The sequence below is a fragment of the Pseudomonas synxantha BG33R genome, assembly GCF_000263715.2.
GTDB classification, from domain to species: domain Bacteria; phylum Pseudomonadota; class Gammaproteobacteria; order Pseudomonadales; family Pseudomonadaceae; genus Aquipseudomonas; species Aquipseudomonas synxantha_A.
Genome location: NZ_CM001514.1, coordinates 1,907,109 through 1,925,745, shown reverse-complemented (window position 1 = coordinate 1,925,745; position 18,637 = coordinate 1,907,109). Strand labels below are relative to the sequence as shown.

Genomic DNA, 18,637 nt, shown 5'->3' with positions numbered 1-18,637 from the left:
CAGAACGGGCCTACACTGAACTACTCAGAAAGCCCGTGACTCAAAGCAGTCATTACCGTGGGAAACTTTCCCACGGACATCTGCCTCAAGGAGAGCCTTATGCCGTGGTATGCGTGGTTGATTATGGTAGTCGCAATCGGATCGATCGTCGGAGGGCTGATGATGCTGCGCGACAGCGCCAACAAAGTCGAACTCACCGACGAACAACGTAAACGCGTGGCCGAGCGCAATGCGCAGGCGGATGCCAAGGATGCGCAGGATCGCTGAATCTTGAGTTACTCCCAATCCGCCTTGGCAATATGCAAGCCGTGCTGCCCTTTGTAGGCAGCACGTTCCGGTTGGCTCCAGCCACCTAGCAACGCGTCCTCCAACCGGTAGATTTCCACCCCCAACGGACGACAAACCGTTAGCGGGTCCTGCGCATCTGGCCCCCACATCGGCAGCGATAAATCCCCGCCAGGGCACGTCGACAACGCACACAGCAAATCAATCTCGGCAAAAAACTCCAGGTAATCACCCTTCTGCGCCGGACAGGCTTTCATAAAGTACATGTCATCGTGATTGAGGCCCGTGCACTGGAAAATATTCAACACGTCATGCACGTCGAATTCTGTCAGACCGTGGGGCAATACTGCACGGGTCAGGTTTGAGTGACAGTGGTGATGGAAATCCTCACCGGTCAGCATACGGTTCACATAAGGGTCGCAGCGCGTGCCAAGCAAATCGTGCAGGCGTCCGCCGTGTTCATCGATGCCGTAGCTGGCGAGGCTGTCGTCGGTGATGGTCACCAGCGGCCTTAGAAAGGGCAGGTTCGACCACAAGCGGTCATGGGTGCTGACATGGGCGCCTTGCAATTGCCTCGTGCGCGCAGCCCATAAACGCTCGCGCGGGTCATTGGCGTTCCACACGTTGAAGTCGCCCACCTGTGGACCCACCGGTGTGGTCACACGAAACACATGCCCTGCCGGAACCTTCCACGCCCTCCCCGTACGAATCGGTACCTCGAACTGTTCGATCAACGTGCGCTGATCCTTGCGATCACGAATACGTTCATAGAACGCCGTATCCACCTGCAACGCCGAACCTTTGCTGACTTGGTAAGCGGCGGGATAGTCTTTGTACATGGGGTATGCCTCCATCAAGGGTGATCAAACAAGGCGAGGGAAAGGCGTTCGGAATCATCCAGGTACAGGCTCATCGCCTCGCTGGCGGCCTGCGTCCGGTTGCTGGTCAGCAGCGTGTATATCTCATGGTCGCGCTCCAGCCAGGGTAACTGGAAACGCTGCTCATCCGGCGCGGCGCAAAACACCAGGCGCAGCTGGGCGATCACCTGGGCAAAAAACTCATCGAACAGTGGGCTATCCATCAACGCGACGATCTGTTGGTGGAACATAAGACTGTGGGTAGCCACCGCTCGCCAATCTTCGCGCTCCCGGGCCAGGGTGGTGGCGTCGATAGCGTTTTGCATGCGGCCTGATTGAGTGTCCGTCAGCGGACCGCTTTGGGCTATGGCCCGCAATTGCAGGGTGCGGCGGACTACGAAGAGGTCACGTACTTCTGCCCGCTCCAGGCGCCGAACCATTACGCCCTTATTGCGGACATAGCGGGTAAGCCCTTCTTGGCCCAAGCGATGCAGCGCCTCACGGATAGTATTGCGCGAGGCGTTGTAGGCCTTGACCAACTCGGCCTCGACGAGCGATACACCCGGCAGCAGCCGCCCGCCGATAATGTCGGCGCGTAATTCCAGGGCGATTTGGTCGGCTAAAGACAAGCTGGGCGTCATGTACACCTCAAGATTGTTGAACAATCGTTGAGTTGAATGTAATCACGTTTCATGCCAACGCGGCCTGAGAGGAAATAGACGCAGCTTTGATAAAGGAAAGGCCGGTCAATGACCGGCCTTCTGGGGCTATCTTCGCATCTTCAATTAATAACCAATCTGTCGCGATTCTTCTCCAGCAGTGCTTTGCCGATGCCTTTTACTTCCAGTAACTCATCCACCGCCGTGAACGGACCGTTGCTTTCGCGATACGCAACGATCGCCTTCGCCTTGGAAGCGCCGATACCGAACAGGTCGCGGCGCAGGGTTTCGGCATCGGCGGCGTTGAGGTTGACCTTGGTGGATTGTTCGATCTTGGTCATTTGGGTGGAGATTGGGCTTGAAGCTTCCGGCTTGATGGAGGGCGCAGCGATGGTGGCGACGGAGAGGCTAGTGAGGAACGCGAAGACGAGGGATGAAATGTAGAGGTTTTGCATTGGTGACGCTCCATGACATCGGTAAGAGAAAAGCAGCTTTCCGAAGCTGCATTTCTACATTAGGCGAAAGATGGAGGGTGTCAAAAATGGGGGTATTTCAAGGTATGAAAGAGTTCGGCTTTTTGTGTACAGGCCAGTAAACGCCTGCCGTCAAGCAACGGTTGGTGCCGACGTTCGCCTGATAAATCTTCGCACAGAATCGCAAATTCAAGTCGCGGGCGGTGCCTGGAATATCCAACCACCTTCCTAATGAACATCGATAATATCAAGGTCCGCAGCGAACTCGGCGGCCCCGGCATTACCGATGGACAGTAGGCGGAACAAAGAGGCCGATGCAGTAGCACCGCACACTTCATATCACAGCGTTTGTTTTTTCCGAGTAGGCAACCGTGGGGGCGTTGGTCTGCTCCACTCGTTTCTTGCGCATAAACCTTTTCTCTACATGAACAAAAGTAATGGTCGACAAGGCGACGATGATTGGAATGGTCACGAAATTTGCCACCCAAAAAGTTACTTTATCAAGAGCAGCAAGATCAAAAAATACAGACAGGAGCTTGAAGGATAAAAACAATACCGGCAAGTGGAGCAGGTAAACACTGTAGCTGATATCACTGAGCCTGTTCAGGAACTGGTAATGCAAGAAGTACGGATTTGAAATTGTAATGCATATGAAGAATATTGTTGCCAGCGCGAATCTCAACGCTCCGTAGCCGGGGACATCAACCAGCCCGCACACCCAAACAAATATACCCACTGCAATTAACATGGAAAAGAATTTAACCGGTTTATTCGTGATATTTTTTTTATGAACAACCGCCGCCACCATGCCTGACAGAAAGTAGGCCCAACACACCACGGCAGAGGTGCCCAGGTCAATGGCAGCAATCAGTATCGCCACCGTCAGGATAATGGACCTATAGCGCGACCTGTAAAAAATTGCCACCATTGGCAGCACTGCATAAAAACGCCATTCATGCACCAACGTCCATGTCACGGAACTCAGAGGCACAAGCGATACGCCCCCAATTTTCATTGGGTTATCTATGAAATTAAACGTTACCAGACCAGCGATAGTGGTAATAGACTCTTTATCCAGGAAATCAAACCCTGCAAAAGAAATCGCAATAATAAATACCAAGAACGATGCCAGATAGTAAAGCGGAGCCACTCTCCTGATTCTTGCTACGAAGAAATCACCCCAATCGATATGCTTGCTCTTCATGACTTTATCAAAGAAAAGAAAACCCGTTATGCAGAAAAAAATCTGCACACCAAAAGATCCAAGGTTCGGGTAAATTTGTCCCCACGCAGAAAAAACTGTATTTTTCACACCCAAATTTATTAGTACAAACGGCGCATGATTAATGAAAACAAATATAGCCGCAAGACCACGCAGGCCATTGATGAATTTATATTCATGCTGAACTTCTGCACTTTCTATTTTAGACCTGAATATCGACGAAAAAGCAATGAACATCAATATTATCAATAGCGTAAGTGCAATTACTTCAAGTGAATATTCGGTTTTCATTTAGAAAAATTACTCATGCAATGCCTTCCTGCTTTGGGCTATGTTGAAAAAGCTCCATGGATGATCAAGCCGCGGGCTCTGGCCGGCCGCTCATCACGAGGCAGCGCTCAATGAAAATGTCATCGTGCAGCGCCCCAAGCGGATTGTATTCCGGAAGCGGTGTGCAGGGGAAGAAAATGTAGAGCGCGAACGCTCCTTGAAAAGGGCGAGGTTATGCCAAAAAATACTCTAAATGCACGTCGTGACAGACAATGAAGCTGATAGCTGAGTATTTCAACGTGTCGGCAAACCAAGCCTTCTGATGAATAGATGTTGATTGACGTGAGTGCGCTGTAATTAATTAAATTATTCAACAGAGCGAACGTTTTTAAAGCATAGATAACAGCACCGCCGTACTGTTATCCGCTTCCAAGATCTTACCTCATGGCTCCAGCCGTCTTTGTTGATAAGACCAGTCAACAATTTCACCATCGGGGGCATAGCCGCTAACAGTTTCGCGTAACAATTGACGCACTTTACTGTAGTCATGGCTTTCAATAGCACATAACAACTCGGACAACCTCGGTTTCAATACGCTCCACGATAAATAATCTTCGTTTGCACTCATGATCATTGGATGTTGTGTGGCATCGACATTATCACCGATGAGTAATTCCTCGTAGAGTTTTTCCCCGGGCCGAAGCCCTGTGAACTCGATGGCGATATCGCCCAGCGGTTTTTTATCTGAACGAACACTCAGGCCAGACAGATGAATCATTTTCTCTGCCAATTCCGTGATTTTAACTGGTTCCCCCATATCCAATACAAAAACATCTCCTCCCTGGCCCATTGAGCCTGCCTGGATAACAAGTTGAGCCGCCTCAGGGATGGTCATGAAATATCGAGTGATCTTCGGGTGGGTCACTGTTATCGGCCCACCTGATTTGATCTGCTTGTGAAATAGAGGAATGACGGAACCAGAAGAACCCAGAACATTTCCAAACCGAACCATTGTGAAGCGTGTACGATTTTGAGGGGTAGCTGCACCGTTGAAGAGAGCAGGTTCTAGCTCACGGCTGAGCGCCTGCAACGTCATCTCAGCGAGCCGCTTGGTGCTTCCCATAACATTGGTAGGGCGAACCGCCTTATCAGTCGAAATAAGTACGAAATTAGCAACATTCGAAATAATGGCCGCTTGAGCGGTATTTAACGTACCAATAACATTATTCAGAAAACCTTCCGCAATATTATGCTCTACCATCGGCACATGCTTATAAGCGGCCGCATGATAGACGGTATTTACATGCCAGGTTTTCATCACATCAACCAATTTATCCTGGTGACGTATTGACCCCAGGATCGGCAGCAATTTTACCGCCAATGAATCCCTGAGTATGCGTGCCTCCAGTTCGGACATAATGCTGTATAAATTGTATTCACTGTGCTCAAAGAGAATCAGGGTGGTGGGTTGCAATTCAAGGATCTGGCGACACAGTTCAGATCCAATCGACCCCCCCGCGCCGGTAACCAGCACCACCTGGCCCTGTATGCAATGCTCCAACAGATCTTCTTGGGCGGGTACAGGATCGCGCCCCAACAGGTCGGCAATATCCACTTCTTGAATATCATCAACTTTGACACGACCGCTGGCCAAGTCCATGAAGCCCGGGACACTACGCACATGTAAAGGAAAACCTTCAAGAAATCCGAGGATTTCCCGACGACGCCCGCGCGTCGATGAAGGTATCGCCAATAAAATTTCTTGAGCCCCTGTGGCATCGATCATACGCTGGATATGTTTGGGCTTGTAAACCTGCAGCCCCGAGATTACCCGATCCGAAATAGTGGAATCATCGTCAATGAACGCAACGGGTCTCATCAAGCGGCCCATGCGTAATGCCGCGACTAGCTGATTTCCAGCAGACCCGGCACCGTAGATAGCTACACGCGGCAAACCATCGTCACGGTTGGTGAAAGGCACATGTTGAGCAGCGGTAAACCAATCTCCCAGGAAGAATTGGCGCAGCGCTAATCTCAAGCCCCCAATCATGATCAGGCTGAGCCACCAATAGTTAAAGATGATAGAACGCGGAATTACATTCTGGTGATTACTGTACCAATAAACGACCACACCAATAATTAGCGAAGACAGGCTGACAGCTTTGACGATAGCAATTAACGCATCATTTCCGAAATAGCGCAAAACCGCCCGATACATACCAAAATGTATAAACAGCGGAATAGTCACGATCGGCGCGGTCAAAAAAAGCCAGGTGTGCAGCATAAACGGATTGATCATTTCATCGAGACCTATCCGCACGACAAAAGCCAACCAAAGCGCAAACCAAACTAAGAAGACGTCAGTAATCACCTGCAAAATACGTTTATACCTGCGCGGGAGGCTTAATAAGCGCGATCTCAGTGAGTTCATATATTTCTAAACCTCTCGCAGTTCTAACAATCTAAAATCTAAATAGACGCACATCACGATTAGGCTCTCGCCACTCCGTCCCCTAACAACATTACTCTTTAACCCCGGCCTTGAACTTCAGAGCCAGGACAACGAGTGGAACATAGGCGATCAACATACCGACAGCACCATCAATTCTGTCAAATGCAACAAGCCATGCAATCGGTGCGAGCCAAACCAGGTTTATCAAGATTACGCACAGTGTGACAGGGACGTGGGCATTAAATCGCCGTGAGGCGTATTGATAAGCGTGACTGCGATGTGCCTCATACACTTTTTCGCCGCGTAGTAGCCTGCGCATCAAGGTAAATGTCGCGTCAACGATAAATACTCCTAATAAGATCAGCCAGACCCATAGCAGCGTAGAGGAAAAAGAAGCCGCTTTAAGAGAAATAATAGCGAGCGTGATTCCCAGGAAGCCGCTGCCCGCGTCGCCCATGAAAATTCGTGCTTTGGGAAAATTCCAGTAGAAAAAGCCTGCCGTCGCCAACGCTAAATAAATAGGCGGCCATAACAACTCCTCATACCCCAACATCCAATAGATGAGAGCGGCAGAAGAGCACGCACAGATGGCTTCAGCACTTGCCAAGCCGTCAATACCATCCATGAAGTTGTAAAGATTCAACATCCACACTGCATACAAAACGGCTAACGCCCCGCCAATCCAGCCTAGGTTGACGTGTAATCCAAAAATCGTGACAGGCGGTAGCCCGCCGATCCAATACACCGCCCATATCGCAGAGAGAAAATGTCCTAACAGGCGCCAGCGTGCAGGAATATGCCCGTGGTCATCCAGAAAACCTAACGCGGCTACCGTTATACCCGCCAGGAACGATGCAAGGAAAAAGGTGTTATCGATCAAATCAAAGGAACGCATCAACCCCAGGGATATCAGAAATCCCAGCACAATTGCCAGTCCACCACCACGAGGGGTCGGCACAGAGTGTGAACTTCTGCTGTTAGGAATATCCAATACATTGCGCTGGAGTGCATACCGACGCAATAATCCTGTAAAAAGAATGGAACTCGCTATTGAAATAATCGCTATCCAGAACGCCATCAGCCTATCCCTACCTGCAATAATTCGAAGTGAATCACTTTAATAAACGGAACTTTCGGCCTGTTTCGACCAAAGCATTACTGGCTTCTTTCGCAGGAACCCAATTCAATAATGTTTGAGCTTTGGCAGCATCCACAACCAATGACCTACACAACTGCGTATATAACGATCGCTTCCCGAGTGCGCTGGCGACCGAACGTATTACAGTGTCAGGAAGGCTGAACAATTTTTCTTTTCGCTCCATGCCCGAGGCGAGAAGTTTGATAATTTCACCAATGGAAAAATCATCTCCGTCAGAAATTAAAAATAGTTCGTTTGCAGCCAAAGGGTGCTCAATACACAGCTCAACGAAATCCACCAGATTATCCAGCGCTATCATGCTGCGCTTGTTTTTCACGGCGGCGAAGGGTAACGGCAATCCAGACGCTATCAGCTTCAGGAGACGATTAAAATTACCTGGCGCTTCAGCGGCATACACTAAAGGAGGCCGGATAACTGTCAACTCCATCGCCTCTGCAGCAAGTAACTCTGCTAGCGTGTGCTCTGCTTTTAATTTCGAGCGGGCATATTCTGCATGCGGCCGGGGCTCATCGCTCTCAGTAAAACCACACTTATCCGTCTCCGCACCATTTACTCCAATAGAGCTAATGAATATAAACCGACGGACACCTGCTTTTATCGATTGCTTTGCTAAATTAACGGCACCTTCGACATTTATTCGTTCAAACTCCGTAACTGGATCTTCGCTCCCCGCATTCAACACATGCGCGCGCGCGGCCAGATGGATAACGGTATCAACGCCTTGCAGGGCACGATCCCAGTCAGTATTACCGTCTACCTCACCGGTCGAAAACATCTGGATATCAGATGGCACATCAGTAGAGGGCCTGCGGGAAGAGCCGACAACTGAGTATTTGGCTAAACTGACGAGGTGCCCGGATAACGCCCGCCCAATAAAGCCATTCGCACCAGTAATAAGGATTTTCATTTAGTCCTGTCTAACACTTTCTGGTAAATTTTCAGAATTTTATCCAACATAATATCGAAAGTAAAATTTGTGCGATATCTGTATTGACCTGAAATGCCTTGTTTTTTTCGAAGCTCAGCGGATTTAATCAATTGCGTCAATGCGTCGATCAGCCCTTGCTGATCCCCACGCTCTACCACGAAACCGTTATCACCATTCGCAACCAGCTCGGACACCCCTCCGACGTTAGAGGCGATGACTGCAAGTCCACTGCGCATAGCTTCCAATATAGTCAGCGGCAGTCCTTCCCAGTCAGAAATCAAGACGAAAATGTCAGATCGTGAAAGCCTGATCGGAACGTCATCACAAGCCCCGGAAAACACCACCTTCTCGCTAATTCCCAGCTGTGCCGCCAATTTCCGGGCGTTCGCAAGTGAAGGGCCGTCGCCCACCAATTCAAGCTCCCAGTTTTTGGCTTCCACTTTTGCAAGCGCTTCCAATAGAAATTTTTGGTTTTTGGGTACTTCGAACCTTGCAACCATGATCAAGCGTATTTGATCAGACTCGGTAAAGCCGACTCTATTGGAACAGACCTCGGGCATACCATTGTGGATGGTCAGAACAGTATCTTCATCGCCCACTTTGGCCTTCAAGGCAAGTTGCCTGTCAAACTCGGAAACCGTAAGAATCTGGTCTGAGAAACGAGCCATGATCCTCTCAATATTACGGTATACGAAACGACGCTTTTCAGACACGCCCTCCGTAAAAGCCCAACCATGTGCCGTAAAGATCGCTGGCAAACCAAGACTCTTAGCGGCCAGTCTGCCGAGGATGCCAGCCTTGGAGGAGTGCAAGTGGACGAGATCGGGTTTTAGCTTGGAAAGCATCGCTCTCAGTTCAAAGAAGGCGCGAATATCCTTTCCAGGACTGATTTCACGAACGAGATATTTCAATGAATAGCACGACAGCCCCAGATCCCGCGCTCGAGAGTTAAAGACGCCCTCGCCACCCACGAGGATATCAACGCTATGACCTGCTTTAGATGAGCCCAGCGCCAAATCAAGGAGATGCACACTGGCGCCACCTATAACATCCGAACGAGTTATGACATAAACAATTTTCACACTACGCACCTTTTCAAATAACTTGCCCAAGCCCAAATTACCGGATCCAGAGATTGGCTATTTCTCATCGATGTGATCACACTAAAAACCACTCGAGGATTGCTGATAACCAAAATATCCTCAGGCCTTGGGCTGGGCATATAACTCCTCCCACCTACCAATCACAGACTCCATGGAAAAGTTATCAAGTACTCTTGATCTTGCCGAAGTGACGAGTGACTTTTTTTGCTCTGGAGGTAGATCAAGTGCCGAGTTGATAGCTTGACGTAGCGCCTCAGGATTGAATGGTTCAACAAGATAGCCGCTACCTCCCAGCACCTCTTTCACCCCTCCGCAATCTGTGGCAACCACTAACGTTTCGCACGACATCGCTTCAGCGACGACTAACCCAAAGCCTTCCCATGCAGAAGACAAAATATAGACATCCGCAGCGCTGTAGAATGACGGAACGTCGTCGCGTCGCCCGAAAAAACTTATCTTTTCGCTCAGGTTGGCTTTGTTAGCATATAGCGTGAGATCAGCAGCCAAGGGGCCGTCGCCTACTATCCACAGACGTACATTGTCGTGATCTTGTGAAACCAGTGTGAACGCATCTAACAGACAGGGATAGTTTTTGGCTTCAACCAGACGGCCGACTGCCAAGAGAACTCTAATAGAAGGATCCACAGACTCTCTGGCACGAACTTGATTCCGCACCGATTCATCAAACACAAAACGTTCCGTATCTATACCGTTGGGTACAAATACCATACGCCCGACAGGCGAAGCGCCTTTCGCAATAAGCATATCAACCGCTTCCTGGCTTACATTCGTTGTGAGATCAGCCAAAAAATCAGTCAGACGGTAAGCCAGCATTTTCAGCTTACCTCCTTCATTTGAACTATGTGCCGTACAAATCAGCCTGGGAACTCTCACAACTGAACGAACCATTCTGGCTATTAAATTCGCATGCACCATGTGGCTGTGCAATACATCTGGTTTAAATCGCTTAATTAATTTGACCAGATTATTAATTGCACGCACCATCCCGAAGATGGTTTTATTACCATTTAGAGCCACCACCGTTACATCGGGCGCCTCTGGAAGCACATCCGCGTCGCCTGTCAAATAAGCAATCACGACGTTATGTCCTCGTGCGCTCATCCGGTCAGCCAGATTTACGACTTGCTTCTCGGCCCCGCCCATCCCCAACCCAGTGATAAAATATAATATATTCATCGAGGCCGCCCTAGAAGCATATACAAAAGGCACTGTACGGATCTGATTAAATTCTTTAACTTATAATATACTGTTTTCTCACGCAAAAATTGCGACCAGTAATAAGTAAAGAAGCCTTTTGGATTAGCTCTTAAATGGCGTGAAAAATTACGACTGTATCCATCTTCCAGATAATCGCAGAGATAAATTATTTTTCGTGTAAAAAAGATGATATCGCCCGCGTCCCCCAATTTATTCCAGATATATAGTTCTGGAACAAATTTCTCGTTCTTGAATATGGGAAACGGAAATGCTGACATCACGTCAGTTCTAAATATGTAAGCCAAGTCACCCTTGAATAACTTGCCAGCTTCAGTCGGCGTCGAGACAAAGCTCTGCTCGACCGTGCTTAACTCATTACCAAGCAACTCACCACTGAAATACGCCTTTCGATAGCACAACCCCACTGTCTTATCAGTCGCGGTTGCGATTGAGGTATTTATCCTTTCAACGGCGTCAGACACCAGTGCATCATCGCTGTCTACTATAAAGATCCAGTTTGTTTTCGCAGCTGCTACCCCGCTATTAATAGCTGCGTGCTTTCCAGCATTACTTTGCCGTACCGCTGTCAGCGTGAAGCCTAGGTCTTTCTTTTTTAGCTCTTCAATGAAATTCTGAGTTTCATCTGAGCTGCCGTCGTCTATCACCACCCACTCAAACTCTTTTGAGCTTTGTTCAAGCAAGCTCTTGAGTAGCCGAGGGAGAGTACTGTAACGATTATATGTCGCCGTTAAAATTGTTATCACTCAGTGCGCCCCTCAAGATAAGTGACCGGCTTATATCGATAAGACAATACAAGAAACGTCACGCACAACATGACTTCCGCCAAAATAAACCCAAGCACGATACCATTGACATAATAGTTAATCGACAACAGACTTGCCAGAAGTATCGACACTACCGAGAACAAAAGCATTGCAGAACTCGCAACTTTGTCCATACCGCGAGGTATAAGCATGCACAAACCCAATGCTTGATTAGTCATTCTAAAAGGGATTATCCATACAAAAATCTGCAAGGTCGTCGTCGCCTGCTCGAAATCAGCCCCCAATAGTTTGTTTATCAGAAACCCACCAGCTACGGAAATGGAAAGTGCACTTACGCACCCCAGCAAGAACATCAACCCGACAATGATCCAGGAGAGCCTTGATGCTGATTTTGCAGAGGAAAGGTACTGTCTATTCAAATACGGAAAAAACCCAATGAGGACTGGATTTATAAAACCCACAAATCCTCTTATGATTTTTTCAGCAGGAACATATCCTGAAACAGCGACTTTTCCGCAGAGCAGTCCTACAAGAGCAGGCCCAGCGCTAAGCAGAATATTGTTTGAGCTCTTATAGATGAAAACGTGAAACCCTTTGCAAATCTGAAGCCATCCACCTGACAAGCTGAACCGAACGCGGCATCCATTTCGGTAGCACAAATAATTTCCGAGCACTGTATTTGCCAATGCAAATGTGGCTAAAATCGATAACGCCACCAATGCGTCACCTGGGTCGTGAACAAAAATAAATAAGCATATAAGGCTTGCGACCCGCAGACCTACTTCTAAAAAGACCACAAGCGCAATTTTCTCAAGCCCTTGAAAAAACCAAAACGGGCTAAACCCAAAAGCTATAAAGTACAGAAAACCCAAGCCTATTACTTCAAGCTCGAAGGTCTGTGAATTGATAAACATATAAAAACACAGTGCCGCGATGCTTATAACCGATGAAATTATCAGCTTCGCGGACAGCACCTCACCAAAGACCCTAGACAGTACCGTCACATCAGTCTTCGCCAAAGAGACTTGTCTGGCAGCACTCAACGAAAAACCGTATTCAACAACAAGTGAAGACAGTAAAGCAATTGATTGGACCAGTACGACCTTGCCGTATTCCTGTACACCCAATGAACGCGCCAGTACCGGAATCTCCAGAATAGGCACCAAATAACCAAAGAGCTGTACAACAAAAAGCAGGCTCATATTTTTAAATACGGTGAACACGTTATCGCCCTATCTGCTTGTCATACATAATATTCACCACCCCGGCATTGTCATACTTGTAAATACGAGACAACCAGGACACCATCAGAATCCAATAGCCCCATTCTGACATCTCAGTACTCAGCGGGTGAAAGAGCATAATAAAAATATAACAAAGAACGCCCAACACTGCGGCAAACTTAAAGAATATATTCTTATTTAAATCAGAACCGTCCACCAGCGACAACAAGAAAAACACAAACGGCATTAGCATTAAAAATAAAAGTGCCAACTCACCCAGTACGCCCACATCACCCAGCATGCCCAAATACACATTATGGATAACAATATTTTCCCCATCCACCACGCTAAATGAACTGCCGAATCCGCACCCGAATGGAAAGCATTTTTGGACGTTTGATATCCCATCTTGTATCATCGCCGACCTGACTGGATCGCCCTCAAACAAACGATTCAAGACCAACAATGAATCATGATTCGTCAGGTCAATATTTGAAGAGAGCAGCACACAAACCCCTGCGATCAAGCACAGTATTGCGACCAGTAGCGTCCTGATAGGGAAAATCAAAAAGCGCAAAAGAAAAAAGGAACATACAACGATCGCAAACCATAGAAAACCGGTGCGACTGGAGTCCGCCAGCAATATATACACCGACGCCATTAAAATGAGGCCAGCAAAAAGTGCATTTTTAATACGCGTCGTGAGTAACATTGCAATAATGTAGGGCGCAAAGAAAGCACACACTTTCCACATCACCCCTGGGTAGGCAAATTCACTGCCTTGCCGACCGTCACCCAATTGAATATAGAGGTCGGTAAAAAAGAATTTCGACAGCATAAATACAACAAGACTCACCACAATCGAAATCGAAGCAATCTTATAAAAGTCGTTCAACTCCAGCAAACCCGAACAGCTATATATCACGAGAAACAATATATAAATAGCTATGAATTTGACACCTTGATAAGCGGTATAGATATCCGAATTAATTACTCCGGAGATCATAAAAGCTAGTGTCATCAACGTAAAACCGAGGGTAATAGAGCTTACTTCTGGCGACAACTTCACTCTGCCGCCGCTACCATAAATCCCAAATACTAGTACTCCACCCCATAGCAACCAGTAGTTAAGCGAACCAATAATATTCCTAGTGTCACCCAAGGTCACGAGTACGCTGGCTGCCAGCACGGCCAGGAAGGCGTAACGCTTATTAGTTTTCATATCGACCTCAGAATACGCTCAGTTGAAGCATGCGCCGGTTGCCAATCGAGCCATTTCAGGTACCGATTAGATGAAGGGGACCACTAGAGCAAGCCATAGGCCCGACAGCGAGTAAAAACAATTTTACACTGCAATCGAGGCTTCTATCTAGGATCTTCTGCTGGGTCAAGGCTAAGAAAACCAACACTACAACAGATGGCAATTTGCCTCTAGGATAAGGGGGCGCGATTTTTACGCTTGACCCCCCGATCGAAACCCATCCTATATTGTATAATTGAAGAACTTGCTAAAGATCCGGCTCGCGCAATGCGTGCTTTATTATCCGGAAGAAAGCGATTGCAAACCCAACAACAAGACCAAGCAGTAATCCACCGATTATCAGCAAGGGACGATTCGGGCTTATCGGGGAAGTTGGCTCTAGTGCTTCTTTATCAATAGCCACAAGCTTAAGATTACTCATATCCTTATTCACACTCAGCAATCGTGCTTTCTCTGCGCGTAATGGCTGCACATCTGTCAGAAACAATTCATCCTTCACGCGACTCTTCAACACCTCAATCTCTCTATTGGACTCCAACAACTTTAATTCTTTGGCAATTTGAGAGATCCGTCGCTCAGTGAAGTCATTAGACTTTCGCTGTAGCAAGACTGCGCGCTCAGCTTCAAGCGCATTGACACCCATGAAATACAATGGAATCTGCTGATTGTTAATTTCCGTTCTCATGCTGACAGAACCGGAATGTGCATCATCACCCACGGAGGTAGGTGAAGCAGGCATCATAATATTCAGTTTCTTGGCAATTGTTATGGCCTCATTAAGCTCGGCAATTCGATTCGAATTTAAGCTATGAAGCTGCGTCCGCAGCCCTTGAAGCTCGTCTTGTAGCTGAGCTCGGCGAATTCTATCTGACTCGGAAAGGGATGCAATTCGTGCCTCTTTCCACGTGTCATAGCTTGAACGGGCTGCGGCCAACCTGCCGTCGATCTCCTTTAAACGGTTATTGATAATAACCGTCAAGTCGGCCGATATATGATCACGCTCATTCGCTATTGCATACTCTACAAAACCATTGAGTATTGAAACGCCATCAATCCCCTTTGGGTAGGTCAACTCAAGTTTCAAATAAGAACTAAGCGAGTCAGCTTTATCTTTATCGGACAACATCAAACTTATAGATTTTTTATTGAACTCTTCGAACGTCTGCTGAAGATTACGTCCAGGGCGCACAAACCCCTCAAAGAGCTTTTGATTGGATCTAAAAAAACCCATGCGAATCTCGTATGACTCTAAGGCCATACCTACCCTTACCAATGCTTCACCAGGAGGTAAAACGTAAACTTCCGAGCGGTTAAGCGCATCCAATTCATTAATCGCAGCAGGCCTAAGCACACTGCTCACCTTGTATTCTGGCGTGACCGAAAATGCATAAATCGCAAAAACTGAAGAAATCAGTGCGCCCACTGAAAAAATAATGATTTTTTGACGCCAGAGGCTTGTTACAAGCGCTAACGAGTCAAATTTTTTATGCTGAGGGATGAGAACGGAGCGTAAGCTACTACTCACAACAAAAACCTGCCTTCAAAGAGAAACTGCGGGCTCGTTATGCAAAACAGATTGTGTATTTTCTTATTTTAATTGGATTATCGTCAAAACCCTGCGTCTCTGCCGAATTTCGAGCGCACAAAATGCCTGTTATCGAGAACAGATTCCATTTTGCCATCTCTCAGACATTTTACAAGTCTTGACATGTATGTAGGGCGATTCTGAATTTGCCAAGGAACTGTCGCAATCTACGGGTTGCGCCAATAGGCACCGGCAGCGATTCATAATCCTTGAACGGCATGAGATTTCTGACAAGCGGTCACGATCACCGCTTATCCAATCCCTGCCCAAGACAATCAAGCAATCGACTTATTCTGACGCCTACGCACAAACACTCCCAATACTGGCCCAATCAACATCCCAACAATCAAAGCCACCACCACAAACACCGCCACCGGCATCTGCGCAGTACTCCAACCCAGGAACGACAGCGCCACACCCTGCTGGTTCTCCAGCACAAATGCCAAGACCACCAAAGCTGCAAGCACTGCAATCAATACCGCAACAACGCGCTTAACCCCACGCATACCCTTCTCCTTCCCCAAAAACACTCAGACGCCTTCTTCCTCTTCTTCGTTCACCCGATCACGCAATTCCTTGCCCGGTTTGAAGTGGGGTACGAATTTGCCATCGAGGCTGACGGATTGGCCGGTTTTTGGGTTGCGGCCTACGCGCGGTGCGCGGTAGTGCAGTGAGAAACTGCCGAAGCCACGGATTTCGATGCGGTCTCCGGTAGCGAGGCATTGGGACATTTGCTCAAGCATGGTCTTGATAGCCAGCTCCACATCCTTGGATGAGAGCAGCCCTTGATGGGTGACAATTCGTTCGATCAACTCCGACTTCGTCATATTTTTCCCTTCTTTTTCAAGCAGCTAGGAAAAGCGCTTCGAAGGTTTTAGCATGACTTGATGAATTTGAACAGCCCATGTGTAAACTTATCTGCCGACCGCATAAACACCTTCAGCCACCCTACTGTTACTCATTTACAGATCACCAACATCGTCCGCGTCACTGCGCCAGCCGGGTTCCAGCCGAACAGGTAGTCACCCTCTTCATCCTCTGCATCACTGGAGCGAGTGATGACTTTGTAGCCCTGCATCTTGCACTCACGGGCAGCACGCTTCTCGCACTTCTCCCATTTATTACCCAAGCCAGAGCAGTCGATCTCGATGCCACTGACGCCTCGCTTGGCGTGCGTCTTGGCGCTGGTGGAGGAGCAGCCGGCAAGCACTACCAATGCAAGTATTACGATAATCCTGTTCATTCAAACCCTTATTGAGTCAGCAACGCGAAATAGCCACTTCAAAGACTATAGTCAGTTCTGACATTGGGCTGAACGCCTTCGTTCGATGCAGTTGCTTCATCAAATTTCAGGCGCAAAAAAGGGCGACCGAGGTCGCCCTTTTTCAACAGCTTTACAGAACTTAGTTCTGCTTGGCCATTGCCTGGCGCAGCAGTGCCGCCATGGTGGTGTCAGCAGCAGCTTCCGGAGCAGCTTCTTTCAAGCTCTGGATAGCTTCTTTCTCTTCCACTTCGTCTTTCGACTTGATGGAGAGTTGGATCACGCGGCTCTTGCGATCAACGCTGATGATCTTGGCTTCTACTTCCTGGCCTTCTTTCAGAACGTTGCGCGCGTCTTCAACGCGGTCACGGCTGATTTCGGAGGCTTTCAGAGTCGCTTCGATATCGTCGGCCAGAGTGATGATGGCGCCTTTAGCGTCAACTTCTTTCACAGTGCCCTTAACGATTGCGCCTTTGTCGTTCTCTTGAACGTACTCGGAGAACGGATCGCTTTCCAGTTGCTTGATACCCAGGGAGATGCGCTCGCGCTCTGGGTCAACCGACAGGATAACGGTGTCCAGCTCGTCGCCCTTCTTGAAACGACGAACAGCTTCTTCGCCAACTTCGTTCCAGGAGATGTCGGACAGGTGAACCAGGCCGTCGATGCCGCCGTCCAGACCAATGAAGATACCGAAATCGGTGATCGACTTGATGGTGCCGGAGATTTTATCGCCCTTGTTGAACTGGCCAGAGAAATCTTCCCATGGGTTAGATTTGCACTGCTTGATGCCCAGGGAGATACGACGACGCTCTTCGTCGATGTCCAGAACCATGACTTCCACTTCGTCGCCGACTTGTACGACTTTCGAAGGGTGGATGTTCTTGTTGGTCCAGTCCATTTCGGAAACGTGTACCAGGCCTTCCACGCCTTCTTCCAGCTCTGCGAAGCAGCCGTAGTCGGTCAGGTTGGTAACACGCGCGGTTACGCGAGTGCTTTCTGGGTAACGGGCTTTGATAGCGACCCATGGATCTTCACCCAGTTGCTTCAGGCCCAGGGAAACACGGTTGCGTTCGCGATCGTATTTCAGAACCTTGACATCGATCTCGTCGCCAACGTTGACGATTTCGGAAGGATGCTTGATACGCTTCCAAGCCATGTCGGTAATGTGCAGCAGGCCATCGACGCCACCCAGATCGACGAATGCGCCGTAATCGGTGAGGTTCTTGACGATACCTTTGACTTGTTGGCCTTCCTGCAGGGATTCCAGCAGAGCTTCACGCTCGGCGGAGTTCTCTGCTTCCAGCACGCTGCGACGGGAAACGACAACGTTGTTGCGCTTCTGGTCGAGCTTGATGACTTTGAATTCGAGTTCTTTGCCTTCCAGGTGCGTGGTGTCGCGCACAGGACGAACGTCGACCAAAGAACCTGGCAGGAACGCACGGATGCCGTTAACGTCGACAGTGAAGCCGCCTTTAACCTTACCGTTGATAACGCCCTTGACCACTTCTTCAGCTGCGAAGGCTGCTTCGAGAACAATCCAGCATTCAGCGCGCTTGGCTTTTTCACGGGACAGCTTGGTTTCACCGAAACCGTCTTCAACCGAGTCCAGAGCAACGTGAACTTCGTCACCGACATTGATAGTCAGGTCACCAGCATCGTTGTAGAACTGTTCCAGCGGGATCAGAGCTTCAGACTTCAGACCAGCGTGAACGGTTACCCAGCGAGCTTGGTAATCGATATCAACGATAACACCGGTGATGATGGAGCCTGCCTGAAGGTTCAGGGTTTTTAGGCTTTCTTCAAAGAGTTCCGCAAAGCTTTCGCTCATTTTAATTCCTGTTGATAAGGGCGAAGAATACGCCCATCTCCACACCCCAGACGGTGTGGGTCAGTTTC

Annotated in this window: 18 protein-coding genes; 1 reads left to right on the top strand and 17 read right to left on the bottom strand. The window is 48.5% G+C overall.

The features are described from left to right. Positions 1-99 precede the first annotated feature (99 nt). Positions 100-267, top strand: a complete 168-nt coding sequence (locus tag PSEBG33_RS28545) for a DUF2897 family protein (protein WP_003172675.1) — start codon at positions 100-102, stop codon at positions 265-267. Positions 268-275: 8 nt separating this feature from the next. Here PSEBG33_RS28545 and PSEBG33_RS18410 read toward each other — a convergent pair whose 3' ends face one another. The 17 genes from PSEBG33_RS18410 to rpsA all read right to left on the bottom strand — a co-directional run bounded on the left by PSEBG33_RS18410 (position 276) and on the right by rpsA (position 18,569). Then, positions 276-1,124 carry an urea carboxylase-associated family protein gene (locus PSEBG33_RS18410; protein ID WP_005786339.1) on the bottom strand — a complete coding sequence of 283 codons (849 nt, stop codon included), beginning with the start codon at positions 1,122-1,124 and terminating at the stop codon, positions 276-278. A gap of 14 nt (positions 1,125-1,138) precedes the next feature. Beyond that, on the bottom strand, positions 1,139-1,783 hold the full coding sequence (locus PSEBG33_RS18415) for a GntR family transcriptional regulator (protein WP_005786337.1): 645 nt from the start codon (positions 1,781-1,783) through the stop codon (positions 1,139-1,141). Between the two features lie 140 nt (positions 1,784-1,923). After that, positions 1,924-2,256, bottom strand: a complete 333-nt coding sequence (locus PSEBG33_RS18420) for a ComEA family DNA-binding protein (protein WP_005786335.1) — start codon at positions 2,254-2,256, stop codon at positions 1,924-1,926. A gap of 352 nt (positions 2,257-2,608) precedes the next feature. Next, complete coding sequence (locus PSEBG33_RS18425; protein WP_005786333.1) at positions 2,609-3,787, bottom strand: acyltransferase family protein; 1,179 nt, start codon at positions 3,785-3,787, stop codon at positions 2,609-2,611. A 421-nt stretch (positions 3,788-4,208) separates the two neighbouring features. After that, positions 4,209-6,197 (bottom strand): polysaccharide biosynthesis protein, encoded by a 1,989-nt coding sequence (locus tag PSEBG33_RS18430; RefSeq protein ID WP_005786331.1) that lies wholly within the window; start codon positions 6,195-6,197, stop codon positions 4,209-4,211. A 91-nt stretch (positions 6,198-6,288) separates the two neighbouring features. Then, positions 6,289-7,296: an MraY family glycosyltransferase gene (locus PSEBG33_RS18435; protein ID WP_005786329.1), complete on the bottom strand. Its 1,008-nt coding sequence runs from the start codon at positions 7,294-7,296 to the stop codon at positions 6,289-6,291. A gap of 34 nt (positions 7,297-7,330) precedes the next feature. Further along, on the bottom strand, positions 7,331-8,284 hold the full coding sequence (locus PSEBG33_RS18440; protein WP_005786327.1) for an NAD-dependent epimerase/dehydratase family protein: 954 nt from the start codon (positions 8,282-8,284) through the stop codon (positions 7,331-7,333). Beyond that, the gene (locus PSEBG33_RS18445; protein WP_232289411.1) at positions 8,281-9,417 is read right to left on the bottom strand and encodes a glycosyltransferase family 4 protein; all 1,137 of its coding nucleotides are present in this window, start codon (positions 9,415-9,417) and stop codon (positions 8,281-8,283) included. Before PSEBG33_RS18445 ends, PSEBG33_RS18440 begins: the two co-directional genes overlap by 4 nt. 90 nt (positions 9,418-9,507) lie before the next feature. Further along, the gene (locus tag PSEBG33_RS18450) at positions 9,508-10,605 is read right to left on the bottom strand and encodes a glycosyltransferase (RefSeq protein ID WP_005786322.1); all 1,098 of its coding nucleotides are present in this window, start codon (positions 10,603-10,605) and stop codon (positions 9,508-9,510) included. Beyond that, positions 10,602-11,390, bottom strand: a complete 789-nt coding sequence (locus PSEBG33_RS18455; protein ID WP_005786320.1) for a glycosyltransferase family 2 protein — start codon at positions 11,388-11,390, stop codon at positions 10,602-10,604. Before PSEBG33_RS18455 ends, PSEBG33_RS18450 begins: the two co-directional genes overlap by 4 nt. Further along, entirely contained in the window at positions 11,387-12,634 is a 1,248-nt protein-coding gene (locus PSEBG33_RS18460) for an oligosaccharide flippase family protein (RefSeq protein WP_005786319.1), read from the bottom strand. The genes PSEBG33_RS18455 and PSEBG33_RS18460 overlap by 4 nt, the downstream gene beginning before the upstream one ends. 1 nt (position 12,635) lies before the next feature. Then, complete coding sequence (locus tag PSEBG33_RS18465; protein ID WP_005786317.1) at positions 12,636-13,856, bottom strand: hypothetical protein; 1,221 nt, start codon at positions 13,854-13,856, stop codon at positions 12,636-12,638. A gap of 286 nt (positions 13,857-14,142) precedes the next feature. Beyond that, on the bottom strand, positions 14,143-15,420 hold the full coding sequence (locus tag PSEBG33_RS18470) for a hypothetical protein (protein ID WP_005786315.1): 1,278 nt from the start codon (positions 15,418-15,420) through the stop codon (positions 14,143-14,145). 335 nt (positions 15,421-15,755) lie between these two features. Then, complete coding sequence (locus PSEBG33_RS18475) at positions 15,756-15,986, bottom strand: LapA family protein (RefSeq protein WP_005786313.1); 231 nt, start codon at positions 15,984-15,986, stop codon at positions 15,756-15,758. Positions 15,987-16,010: 24 nt separating this feature from the next. Further along, the gene (gene ihfB, locus PSEBG33_RS18480) at positions 16,011-16,307 is read right to left on the bottom strand and encodes an integration host factor subunit beta (RefSeq protein ID WP_003189779.1); all 297 of its coding nucleotides are present in this window, start codon (positions 16,305-16,307) and stop codon (positions 16,011-16,013) included. Between the two features lie 131 nt (positions 16,308-16,438). Further along, entirely contained in the window at positions 16,439-16,723 is a 285-nt protein-coding gene (locus tag PSEBG33_RS18485) for a hypothetical protein (protein ID WP_005786306.1), read from the bottom strand. 160 nt (positions 16,724-16,883) lie between these two features. Then, positions 16,884-18,569: a 30S ribosomal protein S1 gene (gene rpsA, locus PSEBG33_RS18490; RefSeq protein WP_005786304.1), complete on the bottom strand. Its 1,686-nt coding sequence runs from the start codon at positions 18,567-18,569 to the stop codon at positions 16,884-16,886. Positions 18,570-18,637: the final 68 nt, after the last annotated feature.

Coding starts and splice junctions, on each gene's coding strand:
- PSEBG33_RS18485 (WP_005786306.1), bottom strand. CDS start 16,723: ATGAACAGGATTATCGTAATACTTGCATTGGTAGTGCTTGCCGGCTGC.
- PSEBG33_RS28545 (WP_003172675.1), top strand. CDS start 100: ATGCCGTGGTATGCGTGGTTGATTATGGTAGTCGCAATCGGATCGATC.
- PSEBG33_RS18430 (WP_005786331.1), bottom strand. CDS start 6,197: ATGAACTCACTGAGATCGCGCTTATTAAGCCTCCCGCGCAGGTATAAA.
- PSEBG33_RS18425 (WP_005786333.1), bottom strand. CDS start 3,787: ATGAAAACCGAATATTCACTTGAAGTAATTGCACTTACGCTATTGATA.
- ihfB (WP_003189779.1), bottom strand. CDS start 16,307: ATGACGAAGTCGGAGTTGATCGAACGAATTGTCACCCATCAAGGGCTG.
- PSEBG33_RS18450 (WP_005786322.1), bottom strand. CDS start 10,605: ATGAATATATTATATTTTATCACTGGGTTGGGGATGGGCGGGGCCGAG.
- rpsA (WP_005786304.1), bottom strand. CDS start 18,569: ATGAGCGAAAGCTTTGCGGAACTCTTTGAAGAAAGCCTAAAAACCCTG.
- PSEBG33_RS18435 (WP_005786329.1), bottom strand. CDS start 7,296: ATGGCGTTCTGGATAGCGATTATTTCAATAGCGAGTTCCATTCTTTTT.
- PSEBG33_RS18475 (WP_005786313.1), bottom strand. CDS start 15,986: ATGCGTGGGGTTAAGCGCGTTGTTGCGGTATTGATTGCAGTGCTTGCA.
- PSEBG33_RS18415 (WP_005786337.1), bottom strand. CDS start 1,783: ATGACGCCCAGCTTGTCTTTAGCCGACCAAATCGCCCTGGAATTACGC.
- PSEBG33_RS18420 (WP_005786335.1), bottom strand. CDS start 2,256: ATGCAAAACCTCTACATTTCATCCCTCGTCTTCGCGTTCCTCACTAGC.
- PSEBG33_RS18465 (WP_005786317.1), bottom strand. CDS start 13,856: ATGAAAACTAATAAGCGTTACGCCTTCCTGGCCGTGCTGGCAGCCAGC.
- PSEBG33_RS18440 (WP_005786327.1), bottom strand. CDS start 8,284: ATGAAAATCCTTATTACTGGTGCGAATGGCTTTATTGGGCGGGCGTTA.
- PSEBG33_RS18410 (WP_005786339.1), bottom strand. CDS start 1,124: ATGTACAAAGACTATCCCGCCGCTTACCAAGTCAGCAAAGGTTCGGCG.